This window comes from Hafnia paralvei (assembly GCF_020150375.1).
Taxonomy (GTDB): domain Bacteria; phylum Pseudomonadota; class Gammaproteobacteria; order Enterobacterales; family Enterobacteriaceae; genus Hafnia; species Hafnia paralvei.
Genome location: NZ_CP083737.1, coordinates 3601067 through 3625519 on the forward strand (window position 1 = coordinate 3601067; position 24453 = coordinate 3625519).

General features: G+C 47.6%; 19 protein-coding genes. 2 read left to right on the forward strand and 17 right to left on the reverse strand.

The features are described 5' to 3' along the window. Positions 1-22: 22 nt before the first annotated feature. The gene (locus K9N75_RS16925; protein WP_008814427.1) at positions 23-2287 is read left to right on the forward strand and encodes a TonB-dependent receptor domain-containing protein; all 2265 of its coding nucleotides are present in this window, start codon (positions 23-25) and stop codon (positions 2285-2287) included. Between the two features lie 70 nt (positions 2288-2357). Here the strand turns inward: K9N75_RS16925 and K9N75_RS16930 are convergent, their stop codons facing one another. The 9 genes from K9N75_RS16930 to K9N75_RS16970 form a co-directional block, all read right to left on the reverse strand. After that, entirely contained in the window at positions 2358-2678 is a 321-nt protein-coding gene (locus K9N75_RS16930) for a YnfA family protein (RefSeq protein WP_367882867.1), read from the reverse strand. A gap of 111 nt (positions 2679-2789) precedes the next feature. Further along, positions 2790-4226, reverse strand: a complete 1437-nt coding sequence (locus K9N75_RS16935) for an MdtP family multidrug efflux transporter outer membrane subunit (RefSeq protein ID WP_008814429.1) — start codon at positions 4224-4226, stop codon at positions 2790-2792. A 5-nt stretch (positions 4227-4231) separates the two neighbouring features. Next, on the reverse strand, positions 4232-6184 hold the full coding sequence (locus tag K9N75_RS16940) for an FUSC family protein (RefSeq protein ID WP_224451932.1): 1953 nt from the start codon (positions 6182-6184) through the stop codon (positions 4232-4234). Between the two features lie 9 nt (positions 6185-6193). Then, positions 6194-7222, reverse strand: coding sequence for a multidrug transporter subunit MdtN (mdtN, locus tag K9N75_RS16945; protein WP_008814431.1), 1029 nt, complete (start codon positions 7220-7222; stop codon positions 6194-6196). A gap of 6 nt (positions 7223-7228) precedes the next feature. After that, positions 7229-7501 (reverse strand): YtcA family lipoprotein, encoded by a 273-nt coding sequence (locus tag K9N75_RS16950; RefSeq protein ID WP_071887105.1) that lies wholly within the window; start codon positions 7499-7501, stop codon positions 7229-7231. A gap of 189 nt (positions 7502-7690) precedes the next feature. Further along, positions 7691-7996, reverse strand: coding sequence for a chaperone modulator CbpM (cbpM, locus tag K9N75_RS16955; protein WP_008814432.1), 306 nt, complete (start codon positions 7994-7996; stop codon positions 7691-7693). Then, entirely contained in the window at positions 7996-8913 is a 918-nt protein-coding gene (gene cbpA, locus K9N75_RS16960) for a curved DNA-binding protein (RefSeq protein WP_224451933.1), read from the reverse strand. Before cbpA ends, cbpM begins: the two co-directional genes overlap by 1 nt. A 244-nt stretch (positions 8914-9157) precedes the next feature. Next, positions 9158-10342, reverse strand: a complete 1185-nt coding sequence (locus K9N75_RS16965; RefSeq protein WP_224451934.1) for an MFS transporter — start codon at positions 10340-10342, stop codon at positions 9158-9160. Between the two features lie 195 nt (positions 10343-10537). Beyond that, positions 10538-11674, reverse strand: coding sequence for an alpha/beta hydrolase (locus K9N75_RS16970; protein WP_040012351.1), 1137 nt, complete (start codon positions 11672-11674; stop codon positions 10538-10540). 199 nt (positions 11675-11873) lie between these two features. Between K9N75_RS16970 and K9N75_RS16975 the strand changes: the two genes are divergently transcribed. Beyond that, positions 11874-12770, forward strand: coding sequence for a LysR family transcriptional regulator (locus tag K9N75_RS16975; protein WP_008814443.1), 897 nt, complete (start codon positions 11874-11876; stop codon positions 12768-12770). A 201-nt stretch (positions 12771-12971) separates the two neighbouring features. Here K9N75_RS16975 and K9N75_RS16980 read toward each other — a convergent pair whose 3' ends face one another. The 8 genes from K9N75_RS16980 to K9N75_RS17015 all read right to left on the reverse strand — a co-directional run bounded on the left by K9N75_RS16980 (position 12972) and on the right by K9N75_RS17015 (position 24076). Beyond that, on the reverse strand, positions 12972-13940 hold the full coding sequence (locus K9N75_RS16980) for a carbohydrate kinase family protein (RefSeq protein WP_224451935.1): 969 nt from the start codon (positions 13938-13940) through the stop codon (positions 12972-12974). After that, positions 13940-15316 (reverse strand): NosD domain-containing protein, encoded by a 1377-nt coding sequence (locus tag K9N75_RS16985; protein WP_224451936.1) that lies wholly within the window; start codon positions 15314-15316, stop codon positions 13940-13942. The genes K9N75_RS16980 and K9N75_RS16985 overlap by 1 nt, the downstream gene beginning before the upstream one ends. A gap of 54 nt (positions 15317-15370) precedes the next feature. Beyond that, the gene (locus tag K9N75_RS16990) at positions 15371-17059 is read right to left on the reverse strand and encodes a glycoside hydrolase family 32 protein (RefSeq protein ID WP_224451937.1); all 1689 of its coding nucleotides are present in this window, start codon (positions 17057-17059) and stop codon (positions 15371-15373) included. After that, on the reverse strand, positions 17043-18464 hold the full coding sequence (locus tag K9N75_RS16995) for a glycoside-pentoside-hexuronide (GPH):cation symporter (RefSeq protein WP_224451938.1): 1422 nt from the start codon (positions 18462-18464) through the stop codon (positions 17043-17045). Before K9N75_RS16995 ends, K9N75_RS16990 begins: the two co-directional genes overlap by 17 nt. A 117-nt stretch (positions 18465-18581) precedes the next feature. Continuing rightward, complete coding sequence (locus K9N75_RS17000) at positions 18582-19592, reverse strand: LacI family DNA-binding transcriptional regulator (RefSeq protein ID WP_039188393.1); 1011 nt, start codon at positions 19590-19592, stop codon at positions 18582-18584. A 782-nt stretch (positions 19593-20374) separates the two neighbouring features. Next, entirely contained in the window at positions 20375-21430 is a 1056-nt protein-coding gene (locus K9N75_RS17005; protein ID WP_185922308.1) for an NAD(P)-dependent alcohol dehydrogenase, read from the reverse strand. 80 nt (positions 21431-21510) lie between these two features. Continuing rightward, positions 21511-22338 carry an SDR family oxidoreductase gene (locus tag K9N75_RS17010; protein ID WP_008814450.1) on the reverse strand — a complete coding sequence of 276 codons (828 nt, stop codon included), beginning with the start codon at positions 22336-22338 and terminating at the stop codon, positions 21511-21513. A 676-nt stretch (positions 22339-23014) separates the two neighbouring features. After that, positions 23015-24076, reverse strand: a complete 1062-nt coding sequence (locus K9N75_RS17015) for a GGDEF domain-containing protein (RefSeq protein ID WP_375374064.1) — start codon at positions 24074-24076, stop codon at positions 23015-23017. Between the last annotated feature and the right edge of the window lie 377 nt (positions 24077-24453).

A 24453-nucleotide genomic window follows, 5' to 3' on the forward strand; every position in this document is an offset into this window, starting at 1 on the left:
TGTGATACTTCTAAGGGTGTTTATGAAACTTAATAAAATAGCCGGCTTGATCGGCTCGGGCATGGTATTGCTCAGCGCGGGCGCATACGCACAATCAACCAGCGAAGAAACCAGCGGAGATAAAAAAGGCTCAGCGGTATTTTCCCCACTCAATGTTTCCGCGGGGAAAATGACCAGTGAGCAAGAAGCACTCGATAAACCCGGAGCCACCAGCTCACGAGCCACGGACAAAAATCTGGAATCATTAGACTCCACGCTGCGCAGTATGCCCGGCACCTATACCCAGATCGATCCGGGCCAGGGCTCGGTAAGCGTCAATATCCGCGGCATGAGCGGATTTGGCCGAGTGAATACCATGGTCGATGGCATTACACAGAGCTTCTACGGCACTTCAACCTCGGGTACTGCCATACATGGTTCAACCAACAGCATGGCTGGCGTGCTCATTGATCCCAACTTCTTGGTGGGTGTTGACGTTACACGCGGAGACAGCAGTGGTTCTTCTGGCGTCAATGCGTTAGCAGGAAGCGCAAACCTGCGTACCATCGGCGTCGATGATGTCGTCTTTACCGGTAATCCTTTTGGCGTTCGCTCACGATTCTCTGTAGGCAGTAACGGCATTGGCCGCAGTGGCATGATTGCCGCCGCAGGCAAAACCAATGCCTTTACCGATACCGGAAGCTTTGGTGCAATGGCAGCGATCAGCGGCAGCTCGGTCTATTCCAACTTTGATAACGGTGATGGAATTAATAGCGAAGAATTTGGCTACGACAAATTCATGAAGCAAAACCCTAAATCCCAGTTATATAAAGTTGATATTAAGCCTAACGAGTTTACAAGCTTCGAACTTTCTGCTCGTACCTATCAGAATAAGTTTTCACGTCGTGATATCACCAGCGATGATTACTATATTAAATATCACTACTCACCGTTCTCTGAATTAATTGATTTAAATGTTACTGCCAGTACCAGCCGCAGCGAACAGCAATACCAAGATGGCTCGCTTTATACGTTTTACAGTACCTCGGCTCGTAACCGCTCCAATGCACTCGATATCAATAACACCAGCCGTTTCACGCTAGGTAATAACGATCTCGCCTTTAGCCTAGGCGGAAAACTGATGCGTACCCGCTATGATAAGTTGATTAAATCAAACGCAGGCGATCCCCAGTCGTCACAAGAATCCATAGAAAACAATCCGTTTGCCCCTTCCGGCAATCAAGATATTTCAGCGCTATATACCGGACTAGAGATCACTCGCGGTATCTATCAGGCTAATTTAAATCTTAACTACACTCAGAATAAGATCAGCGGTTTCAAACCGGCCTGCGATCCACGCGTGACCTGCGTACCTCAAGGGGAATACAACGTCGACGAAAAAGAGAGCGGCTTCAACCCGTCAGTGCTGCTTTCAGCTCAGGTCACGCCTTGGCTACAGCCGTTCGTTAGCTATAGCAAATCAATGCGTGCCCCAAATATTCAGGAGATGTTTTTCTCCAATTCCGGCGGCGCATCAATGAACCCTTTCTTAAAACCTGAGCGAGCAGAAACCTATCAGGCCGGTTTTAATATCAATACCCAAGACCTATTGCTGAAGGAAGATTCGCTACGACTAAAAGCATTGGTATATCGCAGTAAAATTAAGAACTACATTTTCAGCGAATCTTATTTAGTCTGCACGAATGGACGTAAATGTAATATGACGGAAGTGAACGCCAACGACTGGGAAGACGTTAGCGACTATAGCGATAACATGTACATTTACGTTAACTCAGACTCTCTGGTTCGCGCCCAAGGTTTTGAATTAGAGATGGACTACGATGCGGGATATGCTTTTGCTCGATTAGCATACAGCCAGCAACACACCGACCAGCCAACGTCCATTGCCAGTACCTATTTTGGTGCGGGGGATATTACCGAGTTGCCACGAAAATATATGACGCTAGACACCGGTTTACGTTTCTTCGACCAATCTTTAACCGTCGGCAGCGTGATCAAATACACCGGGAAAACGCGTCGTCTATCGCCCAACTTCGATTTTGATGAGAAAACGGGGGCTATTGTGAAAGAAGAGATGCCGCAAATTCCAACTATTATCGATCTCTACAGCACCTATGAGTTTAATCGTAATTTTATGCTTAAATTCAGCGTACAAAACCTGATGAACAAAAATTATTCCGAAGCGTTAAATAAACTCAATATGATGCCAATGCAAGGTGATGAAAGCACCGCGGCCAATACCGCACGCGGCAGAACCTATATCTTTGGTGGAGAGATTCGCTTCTAAAAACCCCACCGCCATGTTGATGATTCGACATGGCGGAGTTCCTTTATCAATGGGCGAAAAGCAAATTCAGCTAAGAAGGCTGCAAAACAATGATTGCCATCCCAACTAACGCCACGCAGGCGCCAGTAATATCCCAACGCGTCAGTGCGACACCATCAACAAATCGCAGCCAGACTAATGCCACGCCAATATAAACGCCGCCGTATGCCGCATAGGTACGCCCCGCTGCCGTGGGATGTAACGTGAGCAGCCAAGCAAAAATAATGAGGCTGAACGCCGCAGGAATAAGGAGCCAAAGCGGTTTGCTCTGTTTGATCACTAAATAAGGCAGGTAGCACCCGACGATCTCAGCAAGCGCAGTAAGACTAAATAAGATGAGTGCTTTAAAAATCAGCATGGCAGAACCCTTTAACTAAAAGCAAAAACGCGGGGACTCACAAATAAGGCCATATCCATATTATCAGCTCGACCTTAGGTATGGATTCTCCATCTCACCGCTCAATTAACGATATCCGCCACCGAGAGCTTTAATCAACGTTATATCGGTGCTGAGCTGCTGTGCTCGCATATCAAGCAATAGCAGTTGCTGAGTAATGGTGCTACGACGCGCTTCTTGCGCCGCATAACGACTGAGTAGGCCACGCTGATAATGGGCGCTGGCGCTTTGAGTGACGGTCATTGCCTCCGTAACTTTTTGATTCTGTAGCGCAACCTGCTGGTTGAGATCGTTTAATTGGCTCGAACTCATTGCCACATCGCGCACCGCATCCAGCACCGCTTGGTTGTACTGTTTAATCAGAATGTTGCTCGCGGTACGTACCGATTTTAAGTTGGCATTTAAGCGTCCGCCGTCAAAGATCGGCAGATACAAGCCGGGCAGCAAATTAATCTGTTGGAATGAAGATTTGAACAGATCGCCGACGTTAAGCGCGTTATACCCCCAGAATGCTTTAATATCAAAATGTGGGTAAAACGCTGCTTTAGCGGCATCAACCTGACTCATAGAGGCAGTCACATAACCGCTCAATGCTTGGAGATCTGGACGACGCGCCAGTAATTCAAAGGAGAGTGAGTCTGGCAACGTTTGCTGCACCGCTGGAAGTTCTACCGGATGTATGTCAGGCATACTATGGGCATCGGCCCCCATCAGCGCCCGCAGCGTTTCTCGATATTGAGTCAGCGTCCCGTTGGCCGCAATAACCTGTTGCTGAGCAGCCAATAATTCCGAGCGAGCGTTGGCAATAGCAACGCTGTCTTCCAAACCGCGATGGGTTCGTTGTTCGTGTGCTTGAACCGAAAGACTGGCAATGTCTTGCAGCTGATTGAGCAAAGCAATTTGCTGGTAAGTACTCTGCATAGCAAAGTAGAGCTGTGCCACGCTGCTGGCAATATCCAGTTCAATACCCGCAGTCTCTGCCAAACGGGCATTTTTCTCACCGATAGCCGCAGCCACCCTTGCCCTGTCAGCTCCCCATAGATCAATATTTAGCGTCGCGCCCACACCAACTGTATTTAACGTATACCAAGGGCCGTTCTTATCAATTGGCAGAGAGTATGAATAAGGCCAAGTAAACTCTTTATTCGTCACCCGCATCCGATTCTGAGCCGCAACCGCCGTGGCCTGTATGCCCATCGCCGACTGGGCTAATTCAACGGTGGACTGCGACTGAGAAATCCTCAGTCGCGCCGCCTGCATCGTCGGTGAATTTTGTAACGCACGGTTCACCAACATATTGAGCTGGGCATCATGATAGCCTTCCCACCATCGAGCCGCTGGCCAGTCGCTATTTGCCAAATGAATAACCTGTGAAAGCTGTGCCTGTTGCGGGTTTACTATCGGCACTTTACCTGGATCGTCCTGAATCAAAGCGCATCCAGACAACAGGAACAGTGCAAAAGCTATCGATGAATAACGCCAAAAGCGTGCCGCGGATTCCATTTTTCTCATTGCTGATTTGCCTGTTGCTGAATGTCGGAAGTTGCAGAATGCCAATGTGGTAGCATCGCCAGCGCTGCCGTCAATGGAGGGCCGAACGGATTCCCTGCGCTTCCGGTCGCCGTAAACGAGCTTGGTATTTTTACCTGTGGTTGCTCGATGCTGTTGGCATAGTCCTGCAACCGAGCGGCACAACGCTGGAGGAAATCGTCCCCCTGCGGAGCATACAATCGGTAGCCCTCACTTAAACGCACCACTTCTTGCACCTGATTAAAACAAGACTTCACCGGCCACCGTCTAACTTCTGGATACGGATAGGCATAGGTATTTATGGGCTCGGCCGCAACACGATTGATAAGCGACTCCGTCGTCGCCAACGCATGAAATAGAGGAAGGATTTTGACCTCCTCGCCCCTAGCCGCCAGATACTTCGCAGCCTGATTATAGAGGCGAGCCAAACTCGATTTGAGCTTCGGCGCTTCACTCTCAGGCCACAGATAAAGATGAACAATTGACGAGACCAGTACACCAAGCAGGATACCAATCACCCTATCGCGTAGTTCGGTTAAATTAGTCAGCGGGCCAAACCAGTTCAGGAACGCCAGTGAAAAGGTAAAGCCGATTTGGATCCCTGCATAGGCGATACGATCCGAACCTGCGGCGATCCAAGCAGAAAGCGCCATCACTGGCAGACTCATCGCCAATAGACCGATAATCGAATCCGTATAGGGCTGTATAAATACGAGTAACAGTAGCGCCAGCAGCGTCGCAATTAACGCACCGCCGATACGTAGCCACGTTTTTTGCATCGTTGCGCCTAGACCCGGCTGAGCAACGATAACGCAGCTTAGCATGATGGTATGAATCCCCTGCCAATCAGCCGCCGTATAAAATACATAGCACAAGAGGGTCGCTAGCAACGTCTTGAGTGCAAAATGTAAATAGGTCGGATTACTCCATGCATCTGGCGCCAATAAGGGTTCTTTCTCAACTTCTCCTGCGGGAAGTGGAACCTCTTCACCGCGCGCCAGTTTGCCAACGATAGTCGATATTTCCCGCAATATAGCGCCGTTTGCCATATCGTCAGTGAGTGGAAAAGGCTGAATATCAGGCAATTTGCCATCGTCTAGATGTAAAGCCAGTTCCCCGAGCATTGCAGATAATTGCTGGGCGTGTGCGTGGTTCTCAGAAGCGCTATTCATAGGCTGAAGAAGAACCGCAAGATGATAGCAGCGCACCGCAGCCCCCATCATCGATTGCCATGCCTGCGGCCTTGCCGCAATGTCAGAACTAGAACGGTTTGCCTGTTTATACAGTGATTGCAGTTGGGTAAACTGATCGGCAATATCTTTTAGCGTCGGTCGCTTTGTATCCGCATGGTTCCCCACTAGCAGTGACCCTGCTTCACGGAACATCAGCGCGAGCCGACTTTTAAACTGGTAGCCTGGAAACGCCTGTAGAAAACACGCATTCACCAAGAGCGTCACCAAAATAGCGGTATTAATTGCCACCCACAGCCAAAGCAGCAAACGAACCAGCACTTCACTCTGACTCGTCATCGATGGGAAGGTCTGAGCGTAGATCACCACCAACCCCATAACAAAAAAAGCCATCCCGAGTTTGCCCAGAATCCGCATCAGGTACATCGAGCAGAAAAATAGAAAAACTGAGGCAACTAGGCGGATCAACGGATAATCATAGGTCCACTTGATGATAAGAATGACCCCACCAAGCGCAACGCTGACCGTAATAAAAAACACCACACTAACCAGTTTGATCATCAACACGTTAGGCTGACTGACATAAAACACCACAATCAGCGCAACCGCTAAAAATGGGATCTGCAGAGCCATAAACAGCGTGATCAGCACGGCACAACTAAGCGTCAGGCGCAGGGTATAGTTTCCCCGCCCCGGAGCTGCGCTAAGTTCTCTCGTAAGAAACTGCCAGAAATTCCACATACCGAGCTCTTATTCCGGCTGCAAAACGGCGCTGGCGGAGGCACCCATGCGGAACACATTGGGATCGGGGTCTTTCACTGCGATTTTCACAGGGAAGCGTTGTGAAACATGAACCCAGTTAATCGTTTTTTGAATCACCGGAAGGCCTTCAAATACGCTGCCGCCGTCGGGCAAAACGCCGGAGCCAACAGAGTCCACAACACCGCTGAATGATTTACCGTGGTTGGTCATCACAGTCACTCGGGCTGGAACGCCAGAGTGCACATTTTTAAGGTCAGTTTCACGGAAGTTAGCGATCACATACCAGTGCTCGTCATCCATTAACGTAAAGACCGGTTTTAACGCCGACGCATACTGGCCGATGGTTGTTTTCAGCGCCACCACGATCCCGTTGAAAGGTGCGCGAACCTCAGTAAATTCGAGATGCAGTTCCGCCAGCGCGATCTGCGCCAAAATACCCGCTCGCTGTGCCACCATCGCATCCACGCCCGTCACTGCGGCGGAGGCCTGTTTGGCCTGCAATAGCGTCGCTTCCAGCTCAGCACGCGCCGCTTTCTCTGCGGTTCTCGCTTGATCGAGATCCTCTTGCGAAGCAAAACCCTGTGGCACCAGCGGTTCAAGTCGGGCACGCGTCGAAGTCGTTTGTTTCACCAGTGCTTTAGCACGCTCTACCGCGGCGGTAACCGACTGCGCGTTATATTCTTGCGCTTTGATGGTTCGCTGAGTCAGTGCTATCTGTGCGTCTAGCGTAGTCAGTCGAGCCTTAGCATCATCCAGCATGGCCTGATAAGGGCGCGGGTCGATACGAAACAGCAAGTCGCCTTTTTTCACGCGCTGGTTGTCACGAATCGGCATTTCCACGATTCGCCCACTCACTTCCGGCACGACATCAATGGTATCGGCATACACATAGGCATCATTGGTTTCCGGCGATGTTTGTAACTGCCAAATAACCACGATCAACGCCAAAATAGCAGCGAGAACAAGAGCCAACAATGGCCATTTTTTCCGTAATAAGCTTGAGCTGGAATTTGTCATAGGTATTTAGTGAGCAAAGAATAGAAACCACAAGATTGCGGCAAACAGGAATAATAGCGCCAGATAACTGAATACCAGAGGAGAGAAGCGTGCCTGCCAGCCTTTACGAACAATGAATATATGGCAAGGGATCAGCAAAAAGGCACCGACCAATAAGCAAAAAAACCAGCTAGGAAACGCCGCACCAAATACGGGAATAACGGGTGATAATGAACAACCGGATGCTAAGAGTGGTGATAATAACAGTGCGGGTCGTATCAGTTTTATAAAGCAATTCAAAGGATGTTACCTGAGCATTTATTCCGTATTTGAAAGCAAGTTTAACGAACTGATCCTTTCACCGCTACACATTTGCTCATTTATAGTAACCATTGGGAATATTTTTATGCTTTTATAAACTGGCAAGTTTTAATGCCAAGAATCGTTAAGGGGCGGTAATATGCGCCCCCTTAATCTTCAATGCTTTTACTACGGATGTGCAATGAAGCGTGACAGTCTCTGCCGCAGCAGTCGATTCTCCTGACGTAGTTGGGTATTCTCCTCCAACAACGTTAGCGCAACTGCGATACCCGGCCAGTCTAGTGCCAGCTCTTGCCGCAGGCGTAAAGCTCGTTGTACAACGGTAACGGCGTGGTCATCAAATAGCCATGTTGTTGATTCGTAATCACTCGGTTCAACTACGCCTAGTCCAACAATCTCGTTCAGTTCTTCTTCCGAGACTCCGGTATGCAGGCAAAACTCGGTAATGGTGAAAGTGACGGTGACATTAGCCATTATGCTTTCCCCCACTCTTTGCGTGGATCAAAGGACGACTGAGCGTCCGCCAGTTGTTGCCACAAAGCTGCACTTGCGGTGTCTGGTTTTGGCGGCATCACAATTTTGATGACGGCATACAGATCGCCTGTATGGTTTTTACTGACCAAACCTTTACCCTTGATACGCAACCGCTGTCCAGCCTGACTCCCCGCAGGAATCGTTAGCAGAATGCTATCTTTCAACGTAGGTACGGCCACTTTAGCGCCCAGAGCAGCCTCCCAAGGGGCGAGAGGAACCACAATTTCCAAATCCTGATTGACGATATCAAACAATGGATGCGGAGCAATACGGATCACCAACCACAGATCGCCATTTGGCCCACCGTTCTCACCCGGCGTCCCCTGCCCTTTCAAGCGAATACGCTGGCCATTGCCAACGCCGGCAGGAATTTTAACATTCAGCGTTTTAGGGATTTCCCGTTCAACCATGCCAAAAGCATTGTATACAGGTAGGTTATAGCTGATAGTGCGTTTATGTTCCTCTAGCGTTTCTTCGAGGAATACCGCAACTTCAATCTCCAAATCATGACCACGAGCAGCAGGACGCTGCCGCGATTGGCGGCCATGTTGACCAAAGATCGACGAGAAGATATCGTCAAAATCTTCAGGGCTGTAGCTTTGGCCCTCTCGTTGCTGGAATTGTTGGAACTGAGGATCGTTGCGGTGCTGCCACAACTGGTCATACTCGGCTCGACGCTGCTCGTCACTCAGAACCTCCCACGCTTCCGCCACTTCTTTAAATCGGGCTTCGGCATCAGGCTCTTTACTGACATCGGGATGGTACTTACGGGCCAATCGGCGATAGGCGGTCTTGATTGTCTTGAGATCGTCTGTCGGTTTCACGCCCATAATGGCGTAATAATCCTTTAATTCCATAGCGTTATCTCGCGTAAATCAAATCAGACTGAAGGGAACCTTTAGATAAATATCATCATTAAGCTTAGGTTAACCCCGAAAAAACCTACAGTCATTAGAAATAAGCTAGGTTCGCAAGATTCAGAGTCTACACTGCATATAACATAGAGATAATTAATCCCTGATATTGGTATGTACATTGGGCTCTCTACCAAGAGACATGGCAAAAACACTCTAATTAACAACTAAAATGTCGCAGATATGACTATCTGTTTTGACGAGAAGTGATAAACGTCATACCTACCGCACCAAGAAGTAATAGGCTACTCAGTCCAAAAGAACTTCGCCATCCCAAACTATCAAAGACCAACCCTCCTGCTGTTGAACCCAGCGCGATCGAGAGTTGAATAACCGCCACCATGAGCCCTCCCCCAGCCTCAGCATCCTCAGGAAGTGTTCGTGCGATCCATGTCCACCACCCCGTTGGAGCTGCCGTTGCAATCATCCCCCATAGGCTTAAAAGTACGGTAACACCCCAGAGATTCTGCCCGACTAAAAGTAACGTTCCGGCAATCGAGGCCATAACCAGAGGGATTATCATTAGCGTCAGATAAAATCTTGTGTTGAGAAATAACGTAATTAATAGTGTGCCAGCAAAACCAGCAACGCCCATAGCAAGCAATATTAAGGAGAGGATAGAAGCATTGACTTTAGTCACCGTTTCCAGAAACGGTCGTACATAGGTAAATAATGCAAACTGCCCCATAAAGAATAATCCGCATGCCAGAAGGCCAGTTGATACCGTAGTAAGTCTGAGCAGACGAAGCACAGACCGGCTCGGCTTATTTGCCTTATCGCTTTTCATCTCTGGCAAACCGATGTATTGCCAAATGAACGCAGCTATTGCAAAAGGAACGAGACATAAAAAGGCCCCACGCCAGCCAACAGTTGCCCCTAGATAGCTCCCCAGAGGGGCTGCCACTACGGTTGCCAGTGCGTTCCCACCGTTAAATATAGCCAGTGTTCGGGGAACCTGGTGCTGTGGAACCAGTCGGATAGCGGTTGCTGCCGACATTGACCAAAATCCACCAATGGCGATACCAATCAAAGCTCGACCTATCATGTAGACCTGATAGTTGGACGCCAAGGCAATAATCATTCCTGAAACAGCCATCAGAAGCGTCAATCCAAGCAGAAGATGTTTACGATTCAGGCTTCCTGCAACGTTAGAAATTATCAGACTGGTCAGCACAGCGAGTGCGCCAGAGATAGCAATCCCCTGACCAGCGAGTCCCTCTGTGACATGTAAATCTCTGGCAATTGGCGTCAACAGGCTGACCGGCATAAACTCTGACGCGATCAGTACAAAAACGCAGAGCGTCATGGCAAAAACGCCGCTCCAGTGTGCGTGTATTTTATTGTGCGATGTTTTAAAACTCGGTGCAGACATAATTAATTTCTCTGAATATTGCCCTCAACAACCTCTGTTTAACTGAGGCAGGCGATATTCATGGAATAACAGCAAAAACGAAGCTGATAACGGCTTAGGATGTGATGGATTTGCATCGCAACATACGACAAAAGGTCAGAATAAAAGCCATCTGCGAATGACCGATGGCTTTACTAAGAAATATTATTCAATAACTTATCTTAAGTTAGTTTTGAAAAACTGTTCAAATTTGGCGAACGGGATCTTACCAGCAGCGTTGTCGTATAAATCGACATGGTTCGCTTCCGGAACCACCACCAACTCTTTTTCTTTGCTACCGACAGCGTTAAAGGCATCCTCAGCAAAATAGCGTGAGTGCGCTTTTTCCCCCGTCACAATTAGCACAGGAATTGTAATTTCATTTGCATAGCTCAGCAGCGGCATATTCATAAATGACAGTGGCATTGTCGCAGTCCAAGCACCGGTTGAATTTACGGAACGCGCATGGAAACCACGTGGCATACGATAATAATCAAAGAATTCTTTCAATACGGGATGTGGATCCGTAGGTAAAGCCTCCGGCAGAATACGATCCGCTGCACTTACGTTGCCTTTTTCATCGACATAAACGTCATGTCCACCAGTGGCAAAAGTCCCCCTTTCCGCATCTTTCCAGCGCTGCGCATTCAGATACTGCAACACGGCGCGACGATCAGAGGTCGTGTAGCGGTCTTTGCCATCACCAACGCCATGACCCATTGCACGACTCATGTCGTACATGACACTGGTAGCAACGGCTTTAACGCGCGTATCCATCGCGGCGTCATTTAACGCCATACCGCCCCAGCCACAGATGCCAAGTAGCCCAATACGGTTGCGATCTACCTCTGTTTGTAAGCCGAGAAAATCCACCGCTGCGCTGAAATCCTCAGTATTAATATCCGGAGAAGCAACGTTACGCGGATAACCACCGCTTTCCCCCGTGTACGATGGATCAAAAGCCAGAGTAACAAATCCCAATTCTGCCAGCGTTTGTGCATACAGCCCGCTTGACTGCTCTTTTACGGCGCCAAAAGGCCCGCTAACGGCAATCGCCGCTAGTTTGCGTCCAGCACGATTTTTGGGGATATAGAGGTCTCCAACTAACGAGATCCCATAACGGTTCTGAAAAATCACTTTTCGGTGAGCAACTTTCGTACTCTCTGCAAAGGTTTTATCCCACTTTTCTGTCATCGAGACAGGTGCGTTTGGATTAGTTACATCAGCATAACTCATTGTAGTAACTCCACTTAATGATGCGAATAGCAGCATTGAGGGTATTGCTGCTGTCAATTTTTTGGTGAAAGCAATCATGTAAAGTTCCTTCTTAAAAATAAGATAGGGTCGCAGGTTCCATACAGAAAACGCCGCCGAGCTTTGTTTCAATGCGATCATTATAGTTAGCTAAAATAGTGCTGATTAGTGGGTGAAAAATGCTAGGATTAATATCAAATTGTTATAAATAGACGTGCTGTAACAGGCGTAGGGCTGAGTCAGTGGCCGAGGATAACGAATGGCTAAACGGGAAAACTATAATGAACTCTATCTGTTTATGCAGGTAGTACGAGAAGGCAGTTTCACCGCAGCGGCACAAAGGCTTGGGCTTGCACAATCAGGGATCAGCCGTTCCATTCGCGAACTAGAAGAAAGGCTAGGTGTACAACTTCTCGTTCGAACTACACGCAAGCTGTCAGTGACACAGGCAGGTGAACAACTCTATCGGACAGTAGAATCCGGCTTTGATGCTTTAGACATGGGGCTTGCCACTCTGGCGCATTATCGACAAACCCCATCCGGCACGGTTCGTATCAATGCTAGCCAACACGCCATTGATAAAGTGCTTTTGCCGAAGCTCGCAATGTTTAAACAGCGGTATCCTGATATCAGGCTTGAGCTCATTAGCGAAAGTCGGTTTGTTGATATTATTGAGGAACGATTCGATGCCGGTGTACGCCTAGGATCCGATGTTGGCCATGGTATGGTCGCCGTGCGTATTTCACCCGACATGGAGATGGTCGTGGTGGGCACACCCGAGCATTTTCGTCGCTACGGCTTTCCACAAACTCCGGCCGATTTAGTGGTGCACCCTTGCATAGCCTACCAGTTTGGTGACGGAAGCCTGTATGCGTGGGAGCTCAATGACGACGGTAAAAAAATCACTCACCGCCCACAGGGGCAATGGGCTTTTGCTGACAGCTATATGGAAGCAAAGGCGGCTAGATTAGGTCTAGGGTTAGCTTATGTTCCAGAGGAGTTGGTGGCTGATGATTTAGTACAAGGTAGTCTTATCAGGGTATTACAACGTTATAGTCAACGATTAGATGGTTCATTTCTTTATTATCCACATCGCAACGTGTCACCAGCGCTAAGGATAGTCATTGAGACACTAAAAATGGATATCAATAGATGAAATATTCCGTGGAGATTTAGCCGTGGGCAAGTGAACATTGTCACTTGCGACACGGTTCGGAAATAACAATAATTCTAGTGACCTGTGAACAAAAAACGGGGGTAATAGGACAATTGACTGCCGACATCTCGTGGGATTCTAAATCGATGGACTGATAAAAGTGAACGATGCGGAAATAAAACTCCGCACCAGTGTAGATTCTCAAGCGCCACGACTCAAAAAAATAGCATCGACTTCCGCTGCAGTAGGGATCGCATCAATTGCGCCAAACTGTGTACAAGTCAATGCTCCACAGATATTGGCCCAATGCACGGCATGCAGGAATTGTGTCGGGTCGTCTAACCTGCAACCGGATTGGTTAATCTGCTGTAGCAATGCGCCAATAAACGCATCACCTGCACCAGTAGAGTCAATCGCATTAACGGGAACAGAGGGGATGAGTTGTTGCATACCTAATTTGTGACTTATCCATGTTCCACGATCGCCGCAAGTGACAGCGATATAGCTGACGCCAAACTCATGCAACACGCGGCAGCCTTCTGTTATCGTCTTCGCGTCGGTAATGAAGTGTAGCTCCTCTTCACTGACTTTAACGATATCTGCATGCTGAAACCACGGCTTGCAGCGGGCGATAAATTCTTGCGGCTCCTTCCCCCACAAACCTTCACGATAATTTGGATCAAATGAGATCAACAAACCGCGTTGTTTTGCTTCGCGTAAGAGACGTCGGTAGGTCACATATAGCTCCCCGTCCAACAGACCCGCAGCGGCGCCAAAATGAACGATACTCACATCGTCGAGAAAGTCAGAGGGAATATCTTGCCAGCCAAGTTCGCCATCGGCGCCACGGAAAAAGCTAAAATCTCGCTCACCATCGTCCTGCAAACCGACGAAGGCCAACGTTGTGGGCGTGGCGCTGCGCGTGACGCCAGAAAGCTCAATGCCTTCCGACGCTAGCGTATGAAGCAGAAAATCACCAAAGGGATCGTCACCGACTTTCGCGGCCAGCTTGGCGTGACCTCCGCTACGGTTGATAGCAGCGGCAACATTAGCGGGAGCCCCTCCTGCTTTTTTGAGGAATTGGGTCCCCTGTTTCAGACCCAATCCAATATCGGTGCAAACAAAATCAATCAACAGTTCGCCAAGACAGGCAATGTGATAGTTAGGCATTAACAATATCCCTCCACTGTCGCGCCGGGAGTAGGCGTTGCTCTGAAGGCATTTACGGTTTTATCCATCACGACCTGACCGTCAGTACCTGAATCCAGCACGGTATTTTGCTGCGAGGCTGCTTCTATCTGGACGGCGATCACCGTCAACGCAGCTAGGCCGTCGGTCGCCAGTAACGCGCTGACTTGGGTAGAGAAACACGCACTGGCGTCTGCCGCCGCCTGTCCGTCGGAGGTTTCGGTCGTGGCGACAACATGATTATTAGAAATAGTATTTCCTTTGCCAGAAACCACCCGAATAATAACCGGTGTGGCACCCGTCGGCGTAATATATTGTGTATCAATGGACTCGGAAATATGATTGGCAATGATCGAGTTATTATCACCGCTAATATACAGCAGGCCATATAAATCATCTAATCCGTTATTGTAGGCTTGCATCGGAGCCCACGGTTCACGCTCGCGGAAAAAGTGGTTAGATGACACCAGATTCTCCGCGCTGCCGTTCTCCATTATCAACATGCCAGGGTAAAACGCATGGAATCGATTACTGCTGATTGAGGAGCGAACCACATTCGAGAAATGAACAACGCTTTTTCCTCGAGGGAATATATTATTAGCAGTAATTAAAAGCCCCCCAAAGTTCTCAGCGTAAATAGAATAGCCTCTGTAGCCCGCACCGATCAGATTATCGGTTATTTTTGACGCCTGACCGGACTCGCGTAACTCTATACAGTTCCCACATTCAGCGATGAAGTTGTTATGAATAGCCAAAGCATCAGCATTATAAATTGTCACGCCGTGCTCAAGGTAGACAAATCCCATACCGCTGATGCGGAAGGAGTCCTGCGCGCTGGCAATATAAATACCCGTCTTACCGTTGAGATAACTGTTCTCAGGGTCATCGCTGCCAGAACCATCGTCGACAAAATGCAAACCATCAATACAGAAGTCAGCAAACTCGACCGAACTTATCCGAGGATCTCCGCTGCGCGCAATATAGAATGCAGCCCCTGCTGATTCTGCTGCGCCTTCCGCCGGAGACATATCGACCAGAATACGGCTGCCACCCGGCCATAATTCGTGCCAGTTTGGCCAATCACTCTCTGGAGTATTAAAACGAATGCTGGAAGAGGTGAAGCCATGTCCAGAGCCCATAATTTTCAGATAGCTAATGTCTATCACTATTTGAGTGAGAAGATGGTAATCACCCGGCGGAATATAAATTACCGCTCCGGGTTTTCCACCTTCATTAATATCAGTATTGGTTTGTTTGTTTTTAATATCGGCGATAATACTATTAATCACTTCACCAATATCATTATACGGATTACCTATATTCCATTCCGTGACATCGTAATAATTATTACTCGACATAATGTTGAATCCTTCTGTGCTATTAAGAATAAACAGATTTATCGCGCGGGAATATTATTTATAAGCATAAGTGGCACGATACTGGGTGAGTATTGCCGGAGCTCCTGAGAGGTGTACTTGTGTCAGCGCACTGCATGAATAGTAGCGTCGCGTACCGCAAACACTGCCCCCGTTGGAGAAGACTTCAACGATCCCTGCATCAAAGCACACCATGACATCCTCCACGCTCGCCAGCGGTGCACGATAACGACCATCGTCCTGACCTTTTTCCCGTAATGTCAGCGCCTTGCCGTCAAATTCCAGTACAATTTCCTGACCGTTGTCCCCACTCAGCGTCAGACAAAAAGCATCTGTCGGGGTAAACGCGATCGTGCAGACTCTATTGACCTCAGTGCTCGACCAACGCTCGTTATCAGCTAACCTAGTCTGATTGATAACCAAGGACTCTGGCGGTAAAACAGGGGTCATGCAAAGCTGCTGTTGCGCGTTAAGATGAAAGCGACGCGGTAAGGACATTTCGCCACAATAGCTAGACTCGACGTTTTTTTGCGTGGCCCAGTTATACAGCCAGGCAAAACCGGTCCGCGCATCTTCCTCGCCCCAAGTTTGTAAGGCGTAGAAATCAGTGCCGAAATCCAGCATTTGCAGCGGATGTGACGACGGAATGAAATAGCCGTCGCGGAAATCACCGGTTTGTGCGAACAGCAGATTGTGGCGACCAGTTACGGGCTCGGTATAACCCACAACGCCAATAATTAACACCCACACGCCATCCAGACAGAAAAAGTCTGGGCACTCTACGCAACGACCGCCGTTTTCACGAAAGTAAGCGGGGGCCACGTACAGTACATGATGAAACGTCCAGTTCTCACTGTCCGCGGAATGAAACAGCAGCATCGCTGGGTCGCCGTTTACAGCGGCACCGAGGATCATATAGAAGGTCGCATCTGCCTCCTCATACCAGACTTTCGGATCGCGGAAATCACAGTCAACGCCGGGAGGCAGCTCCGTTAATACCGTTGTGACCGACGCGGGTTTGTCGTAGCTCTGTAGAGGCACGACCATTTTCTGAATTTCTCGATAGCCGCGATACAAATCGTAAGCCGGCAGCCGCTCGGTATACCAGAAGCGGGTTTTGCCTTGTGCATCAGTAAAGGCGCTACCGGAAAAAGCACCGCCTGTCGCTCCCAGAGCGGCCAGATTTTGCTCAGGCTGAAGAAAGACTGGGTAGTGTCGCCAGTGGTAAAGGTCTTTGCTCACCGCGTGATTCCAGTGCATCGGCCCCCACTGTGTGCTGTGTGGGTGATACTGATAAAACAGATGCCACTCGTCACCTTTGCGATGTAGACCATTAGGATCATTCATCCACCCAGTGCGCGGAGAAAAATGCAGCGCTGGGCGTAACGGATCCTGCAAATACGCAGTGGCAACGTCGCGGTCGCTCAACAAACAAAGCGCGTTGTCCTGAGTGGCGATAAAACTGACTCCGTTTTCGGGCAAGGTATCCGGATGCCAGCTGTAGCACAGTGAGATCTCGCTGTTCTCTGGCAGCCAGTCCAAACAGACAGTCCCGTCCTGCCATGCGGTCCAGGTAAAATAATGGTAGTAGCGAGGAGCCGTGGTGACTTTAAATACCACCTCATTTTCCATACGGATGGAGAATAGAGGGTGGCTGGCTGGCTTTGTTTCTCTCAGCCATAAATCAATCCGCTGGCCTTGCTTAATATTAAACGACAGGGACATCTTTATACTCCTGAGTCTGGGCAGAGCCGTTTTCCAGTTCACGCTTCGCGAGGTCAACTTTGATTTTTTCAAGTAATAGGTTGTTCAGTTTGAAATAACGCACTATATATGCGCTGATGAAGTAGCTCACCATGGGTAATAACGAGAACATGATAATAATCCCTTGAAGGGTCTGTTCGTTTTGCTGCGGTTTATTCGCGATATAACCAGTGTAAGACAGTATCCAGGCAACAATAGCGCCAGCAACGGCTAATCCCATTTTCAGCATAAACAGATTGCCAGCAAACGAAATACCGGTCAGACGCTTGCCAAATTTCCAGTCGCCGTAATCATCAACATCTGACATCATTGCCCACAAAATAGGGCCAGACTGAATCAGGTGCAAAATATTAATCACAATAAACAAAGCCAGCAGCGGCGTCAGTGAATGTGGATCAACAAACCACAGGGCGAAAGAAAGGATGCCGAGAATTATATTAATAATGCGGAACAGTTTTATTTTATCAAAGCGATCGGTCAACGGTTTCGCAATGACGCTGCCCAACATATTACAGGCCACACCGAGGGCCATAAAGAAGGTAATAAATCCTACGGAGGCTTTCATCACATAGGTGGCATAATATATGGTCACAGCTCCTCGAATGAATGCAGGGAAAACGTTCAGGAAAGTAATCGAGATCATTAGCAACCATTGGTCATTTTTAATAATATCTTTGAGATCTTTCCTTAAGCTGTCATTGGTTTTAATCGAGACGACGCGCTCTTTAATACTGGAGAAACAGAACAGGAACATTAAGGTCGCCGCTCCGCCCATCATCATCATTGTCAACTGAAAGCCGGATGCCCGGTTGCCGTTACCCAGCCAGTCGGTTAAAGGTAAAATAGAAGAAGAGACGATAAGTGTGGCTAAACCATTGAGGAAGAAGCGCCATGACAGACACCCTAGGCGTTCTTTCTGGTTGAGAGTAATGACGCCAGCTACCGAGCAATAAGGAATATTGATAGCGGTATAAATCAGTGACATGACTAAGTAAGTGACCCAAGCATAGATAATTTTTCCATTCATGCTCAGGTCAGGTGTGGTGAACATTAACACTGCGCCGAGCCCAAACGGCACAGCCATCCACAGCAACCAAGGCCGAAACTTACCCCAACGAGTTCTAGTGCGGTCGCAAATCGCGCCCATGATAGGATCACTGAATGCGTCAAACACACGGATAACGAGAAAAAGTGTGCCAACAATCCCAGCGTCAAGACCATAAACATCGGTATAAAACCATGTCAGATAGAGTGCTAGCACGCTCCAGATCATACAGGAACCGGCATCCCCCATCCCGTAGCCGATCTTTTCTTTCAGGCTCAATTTTTCATAAGCACTGTGTTTTTCTGCGGATGTAGCAGACATACATACCCCTCAATATTATTGAGCTGTCATAAATATAAAGCACCAGTTATTACGACCAATGCTATAGTGATAAAATAGTTTATTATTTATATTTAAAATACTTTTAAAAATACAACTTTATAGAATGGTTACATTAATATTAACGCTACTCTCTCGAATTATTAGCCTGGAGGTAATCTCATACATTTCGATACCTTCTCGATTATTTTCGTTCTTAACCATTTGAAACGCCAGATGAGCTATTTCATGTATAGGTTGTGCTACGCTTGTTATTCTTTTAGTTTGTGCAAGCAATGTGTTATCGAAACTGGCGATAGCAATATCTTTAGGTACAGAAACGCCTTTTTCTTTTAATCCATCAATAATATAGCTGGCAGCAACATCGTTATAAACCCAAAGACATGAGCATCTCTGTCTCCGACTGGCTAATTTTTCAATAATATCGTCAAGGATACTGATATGGCCTGATGTTTTTTCGCCCTCACCTTTCGCTATCCAGAATTGATTTTCTTTATCCAAGGTAAACCCCTGACTCGTTATTTTTTTAGTCCAAGAAGATACCTTTCTAGTATCGACACTTTCCTGAGCAATAAAACCAAATGAGGTATGCCCTGTTTGTATAAAATGCTCAGCAATGCTTGCCGCACCTTTGCTCTGGTTAATGGAGACCGAATTAAAAAAACGGGAAACCTGTGTCACAACCGCAACTGGAATACGAGTGGCCGTTAGCCACTCTGCAAGTTCAGCTTCCGCCTCCGTTGGAACCCATAGTAAGCAATCAATTCCCATGCCAATTAAAGTATGGATAATCTGTTTATCCTGTTGAGGTTGGTTCTGGTGCGTTTTAACGATCACTGTCTTTCCAATGTATCGTGCTTCTTCCTCAAAGGTAGCCAGCAGTTCACAAAAATGTGGGTTAACCAGATTCGGCAGCACGACGGCGACCAAGCCGGAGCGTTTGCCGCTCAGTTGAAACGCACTTTTACTGGGCACATAACACAGGTAATCCATCGCATCACGTACTGCCTGACGCGTTTCAGGCACCACGCTGGGATGATTATTTAACACCCGCGATACGGTAGCCGTTGATACTCCTGCTTTTTTTGCGACATCTTTAATGGAAGCCATGATTATCAAATGTGCCTTCTAAACCGTGGTGTCACTATAAAGTGTGATAGAGGTCAAAAATGTAAGCCAGTTCACATGTTGTTGCGTTACATGAAACCGTGCTTGCTCTCTCATTTCAGTGTGAGTCTTCGCTTATAACCCCCTTTCAAATAAAATTTCAATTAGGCCGACCTCGTGTCAAAGCAGGCCTAAGCCTGCCATTCTGCATTTATTCATATAATAACAAAATTAATGAATCCATCTCATAAGCCCCAGTTCGTTCCCTTCCCCCATCTAATCGAATAAATCACTCTGCGTTATGCTTTTTCTACACAACAGCTGAAGGATAACGTCATGCAAACGGTAAAACTTAACCACGGTGTTTGCTGGGCTTTGGTGTGTTTCAGAGGATGTTTGGGTATGTTGCTGTGACGCTCTCAGCCTGCTGGGAAAAACCGCTGGTCATTGAATGCGACCAGAAGCGGAGAACCAGTGAAACGGTCATCAGTTGGTTAGCAGCAATACGCAACTACGATCTTTTATTTATGATGCTGACAAAAAATAAGGGTAAGAAAAGAATCAAAACGCCCCTTTTCCTACCCTCTGGAATGATTGAGCGACAAGCGCTACAGGGGTAACCATCCTAGCTGCTCATCGCACTTTTTGGAGAAAATGATGAAGAATAAAAGGAAAATCAGCCAGCCGATAATAATACTAAAGAGAACGGGGTTATCTCTGTTCGCATCAGGTATAGCCTATGCTGCATTGACAGAAAATACGCAGGAGAATATCCCCCTGTTTCATCACGACTGGAGCGATGCAACATCAATCACGAACCGGTATTTAACATCACTTTTCAGCATTCGCTGCCAGGCCGTATTAATATCCTGAATATTGATCAATTCAATATCTGATGTGATCTGATGTTCCGCGCAAAAATCAATCATTTCCTGCGTCTCCGCAATCCCACCGATGACTGACCCAGCCACGGATTTTCGCCCTAAGATCAGCGGTGCGCTATTTAGCATTGGGTTCAAATCCCCCAGATATCCTACAAGCACCAGAGTTCCACTCAGCGCCAGCGTGGGAATATAGGGATTCAGGTCATGGACATAAGGTACTGTATCGATAATCAAATCAAACTGGTTATGCGCCCCCTGCATCTGCTTTTCATCGGTTGAAATAACAATATGCGAGGCCCCCAAGCGGCGAGCATCGGCTTCTTTATTCGGCGAACGACTGAATAACGTAACTTCTGCGCCCAGAGCTTTCGCTAATTTAATCGCCATATGTCCCAGACCACCTAAACCAACTACAGCCACTTTGCTGCCAGGGCCAACATTCCAGTGACGCAGCGGTGACCATGTTGTGATACCGGCACATAGCAGCGGTGCAGCCCCTTTTAAATCCAGAGTATCAGGCACTTTGATAACAAATTTTTCGGTGACAACAATCTTGTCGGAATAACCGCCATAGGTTGGCATATGGTCATGTCTGTCAACATCGTTATAGGTTAATGTATTCCCCTTTTCACAGTACTGCTCCAGCCCCTGCTCACAAGGTTTACAATGCTGACAGGAATCCACCATGCAGCCCACACCAGCATAGTCGCCCACGCGGAATTTGGTGACGGCCTTCCCGACCTGAATGACACGGCCAATGATTTCATGCCCCGGTACCATCGGGTATTTTGCACCACCCCAATCATTAAAAGCGTTATGGATATCTGAGTGGCAAACGCCACTGTATAAAATCTCGATAACTACATCATTATCGCGAGGATCACGACGGACAAAGTTATGTGGTACTAAATCTTCTTTCGCTCCGAAAGCGGCATAACCTTTCACATTTAAAGTCATCGGTGAATCTCCAAACAGGAAATGGAACGTCATGATTTAACAAGGTTATCATCACGTTGTGGGGAAATCAGGGCGTATTACTACGGACGTAATTCACCATATTTATAAGAGGCCGTTGCGCCACCATCAATCAGCAGGTCGCTTCCCGTCACATAGGTGCCATTAGGCCCAAACAGAAACTCCGCCAGCGCACCGATTTCATCCGGCGTACCACCCCGTCCAGCCGGAGATTTATCCAACATATTTCGATAGAATGCGCCCCTTTCAACACTGTTAAGCTCGTCATAGGCCAAAGGCGTATAGACGATACCTGCGCTGATACAATTAATTCGCGCACCGCGCTTACCCCATTTCACCGCTTCTGACATAACGCGAAGTGCGTTGCAGCGTTTGGATATCTGATAAGCATATAAGCTGTCTTTAATTTCTTTCACCAAAGGCAGTTCGAGAAGGTCTTCAGGCGGTAGGGTTGCAAGCGCATCCGCCTGAGCTTGTGTTAGAGCATCAACGTCTAAACGATGGCTAGACTGTGAGCCAATCACAACGCAGGACCCACCTGCCGCAATAACTTTACCAAATTCCTCAAACAGCACGGCGCTGCCGTAGAGATCAACGCGGATGAGATCCTGTGCTTTCGCCTGCGAGGGAGAAAGCCCTGCCGTATGAATAACGCCTTTAATGTCACCTAACGCAGATGCTGTATTCACCAGCGCCTGAACCGATTGGCGGGAACTAACGTCGACAGTCGTCGTGCTTACCTCAAAACCCGCACGAGAGAGCGTGTTTTCAGCCTGATGGGCATTCTCTATTTTGATATCAGCCAGAAGAATATGTTTCCCAACGCTGACACGTCGCGCAATGGCCTGAGCAATCGAGCCACTCCCGATAACAACAATAACGTCTTTCATTTGTATCCCTCTTCTACAGATATAGCCATCAGCTTATAGCAAGTCATTTCAGGTATTGACCCTATCATGGTGAGCTTTCATACAGCATAGCGCCTCTAAACGATCAGGTTAAGTCAGCCAAAGAACATAGCCTTATGAGCCTTATTCATAAATAACTACTTCAGGCAAAAATCTATCGTTCAAATATCTGCAAATTAATGGACACTACTAATAAACACTCGTGAATGCCCCCACCCAATCGAATTAATCGCTTTGAGTTACGCGTTTCCAATAGAACAGTTGAAGGATAGCCTCATGCAAATAGTAAAACTGAACAGGTTAGAAAAGATATGCAGCTAATCGTCCACATTCATGACGTCTACCAAATAAGGGCAATCAGGAGTGCTAAATAATTAACGCTGACAACTCAGATATAATTGAACGGCAAACATAACCGAGGATGTATGAGCCTTCATTATTGAGGGCTCAATACAATCATCTGCTTTATAATAATAAATGGTCTAATGTTGGTGCAAAGCTGTTGAACATGACTGTCAGCGTTGAGCGAGCCTTATGCTAAGCAGCATAGTCATGTGTAGGATAATAAAGATGGGTTCCGTAGACTATTTTTTAAGGATCTAGAAACTTCATTGTTCTAGTAACCTATATGGTAGATGATTTGGAATGGCGACTGGTTTTACTTTTCCCAACGATTACGTCCCTGCTGTTTTGCCCGATAAAGGGCTTCATCTGCTCTGGCAATAATTCCGTAAGCACTATCACCGTCCTTGGAAAGAGTGATGCCCATACTGACTGTGACCATTTCGCTAACCTCCGAAGCGGCATGCGGCAGTGAGATTTCTCGCAGGTTCGTCTGAATACGTTCGGCAACCCGCACAGCGTCATCCAAGGAGGACGCGGGCAGCACAATGACAAACTCTTCGCCACCGTAACGCGCTACCAAATCGGCCGGAGTACGTATTGACGTCTTCACTATGTCGGCTACTTTTATCAGGCATGCATCTCCAGCCTGATGACCATAGTGGTCGTTATAGCGTTTGAAATAGTCCACATCGAGCATAAGTAGCGCAAACGGCTCAGCCTGTAGAAGAGCATCATCAAGAAAGTTTTCCATTGACCGCCGATTAGCAGTCCCCGTCAGCGCATCCTGATGAGCCATAACGTCGAGCCGCGCGATAAGCATCCGGTTCTCCTGATAACGCAACCAAGCTTCATCAAACCAGCGTTGTAGGATAACGCGGCCATAAATGAGAATGGCAGTGAGAAGAAGCCAGACCAATAAAAACCGAATGTTAACCCCCTGATTAAGCTGCACACTGGCCAGCAGGGTAGTCAACCATAAAGGGATGATGAAAAGTAGCAAGGCCAGTGGATGATAATAAAGTGCTGCCAGCGCGGTGAGCATAAGGATGACGCTGAGAGGCCAAGCAAAAGGCAGTTGCCACCAGACAATAAAGTAGAAACTGCAGTAACTCCACATCAGACTGATAGTCATCAGCATCGCCACACAAAGGGGTGTAAACCTAGCGGGGAGGCGATAGATGAAAAGTACCAACATAAGCGACAAAACAATAATACCGACCGTTATTTCGTCTATAAACGGCAATATTTCAGTGTGTGTGCCGATCGAGCGGTCAAAGTGACTGATGAGAAAATTGCGGAACAAAATGATCAGAGCAAAACTAACATTCACAAATGTGAACCACGGGATACTCACAGATAACGCCTGTCTGACCATATCACTATAGTTCTGCCACATTCTTGCAGTATTGAAAGTACGGCGCTTATTGTTCGAATGCTGCTCCATCCCTAATTGCCCCACAAATGGATAATTACTCTCCAGTGTAATATAGATATATCTCATTGCAGGCGTTTCAGGCAGAACAATCAAACTCGGTAAGTATTATTTAAATTAACGCCACCTTCCTATTCTCTTTCACCTCAACGTTTTGCTTCGAGCAACGTTTAAAAGGCACTCAACGTCTGCTTCTGTCACAAAGTCGCCATCAATCCTCAATAGGATTAATGAACGCCACTAATAAACCCTAACTAATTGCCCCATCTAATCGAATAAATCACTTTGCGTTATGTTTTTCCTACACAACAGCTGAAGGA

Bases quoted from the DNA above. Each gene is read 5' to 3' on its own strand.
- K9N75_RS16990 (WP_224451937.1), bottom strand. From the start codon at position 17,059: ATGTCCCTGTCGTTTAATATTAAGCAAGGCCAGCGGATTGATTTATGG.
- K9N75_RS17010 (WP_008814450.1), bottom strand. From the start codon at position 22,338: ATGAAAGACGTTATTGTTGTTATCGGGAGTGGCTCGATTGCTCAGGCC.
- K9N75_RS16965 (WP_224451934.1), bottom strand. From the start codon at position 10,342: ATGTCTGCACCGAGTTTTAAAACATCGCACAATAAAATACACGCACAC.
- K9N75_RS16925 (WP_008814427.1), top strand. From the start codon at position 23: ATGAAACTTAATAAAATAGCCGGCTTGATCGGCTCGGGCATGGTATTG.
- K9N75_RS16980 (WP_224451935.1), bottom strand. From the start codon at position 13,940: ATGCCTAACTATCACATTGCCTGTCTTGGCGAACTGTTGATTGATTTT.
- K9N75_RS17005 (WP_185922308.1), bottom strand. From the start codon at position 21,430: ATGACTTTAAATGTGAAAGGTTATGCCGCTTTCGGAGCGAAAGAAGAT.
- K9N75_RS16970 (WP_040012351.1), bottom strand. From the start codon at position 11,674: ATGATTGCTTTCACCAAAAAATTGACAGCAGCAATACCCTCAATGCTG.
- K9N75_RS16975 (WP_008814443.1), top strand. From the start codon at position 11,874: ATGGCTAAACGGGAAAACTATAATGAACTCTATCTGTTTATGCAGGTA.
- K9N75_RS17000 (WP_039188393.1), bottom strand. From the start codon at position 19,592: ATGGCTTCCATTAAAGATGTCGCAAAAAAAGCAGGAGTATCAACGGCT.
- cbpA (WP_224451933.1), bottom strand. From the start codon at position 8,913: ATGGAATTAAAGGATTATTACGCCATTATGGGCGTGAAACCGACAGAC.
- K9N75_RS16935 (WP_008814429.1), bottom strand. From the start codon at position 4,226: ATGGAATCCGCGGCACGCTTTTGGCGTTATTCATCGATAGCTTTTGCA.
- mdtN (WP_008814431.1), bottom strand. From the start codon at position 7,222: ATGACAAATTCCAGCTCAAGCTTATTACGGAAAAAATGGCCATTGTTG.
- K9N75_RS16985 (WP_224451936.1), bottom strand. From the start codon at position 15,316: ATGTCGAGTAATAATTATTACGATGTCACGGAATGGAATATAGGTAAT.
- cbpM (WP_008814432.1), bottom strand. From the start codon at position 7,996: ATGGCTAATGTCACCGTCACTTTCACCATTACCGAGTTTTGCCTGCAT.
- K9N75_RS17015 (WP_375374064.1), bottom strand. From the start codon at position 24,076: ATGGTCAGACAGGCGTTATCTGTGAGTATCCCGTGGTTCACATTTGTG.
- K9N75_RS16940 (WP_224451932.1), bottom strand. From the start codon at position 6,184: ATGTGGAATTTCTGGCAGTTTCTTACGAGAGAACTTAGCGCAGCTCCG.
- K9N75_RS16995 (WP_224451938.1), bottom strand. From the start codon at position 18,464: ATGTCTGCTACATCCGCAGAAAAACACAGTGCTTATGAAAAATTGAGC.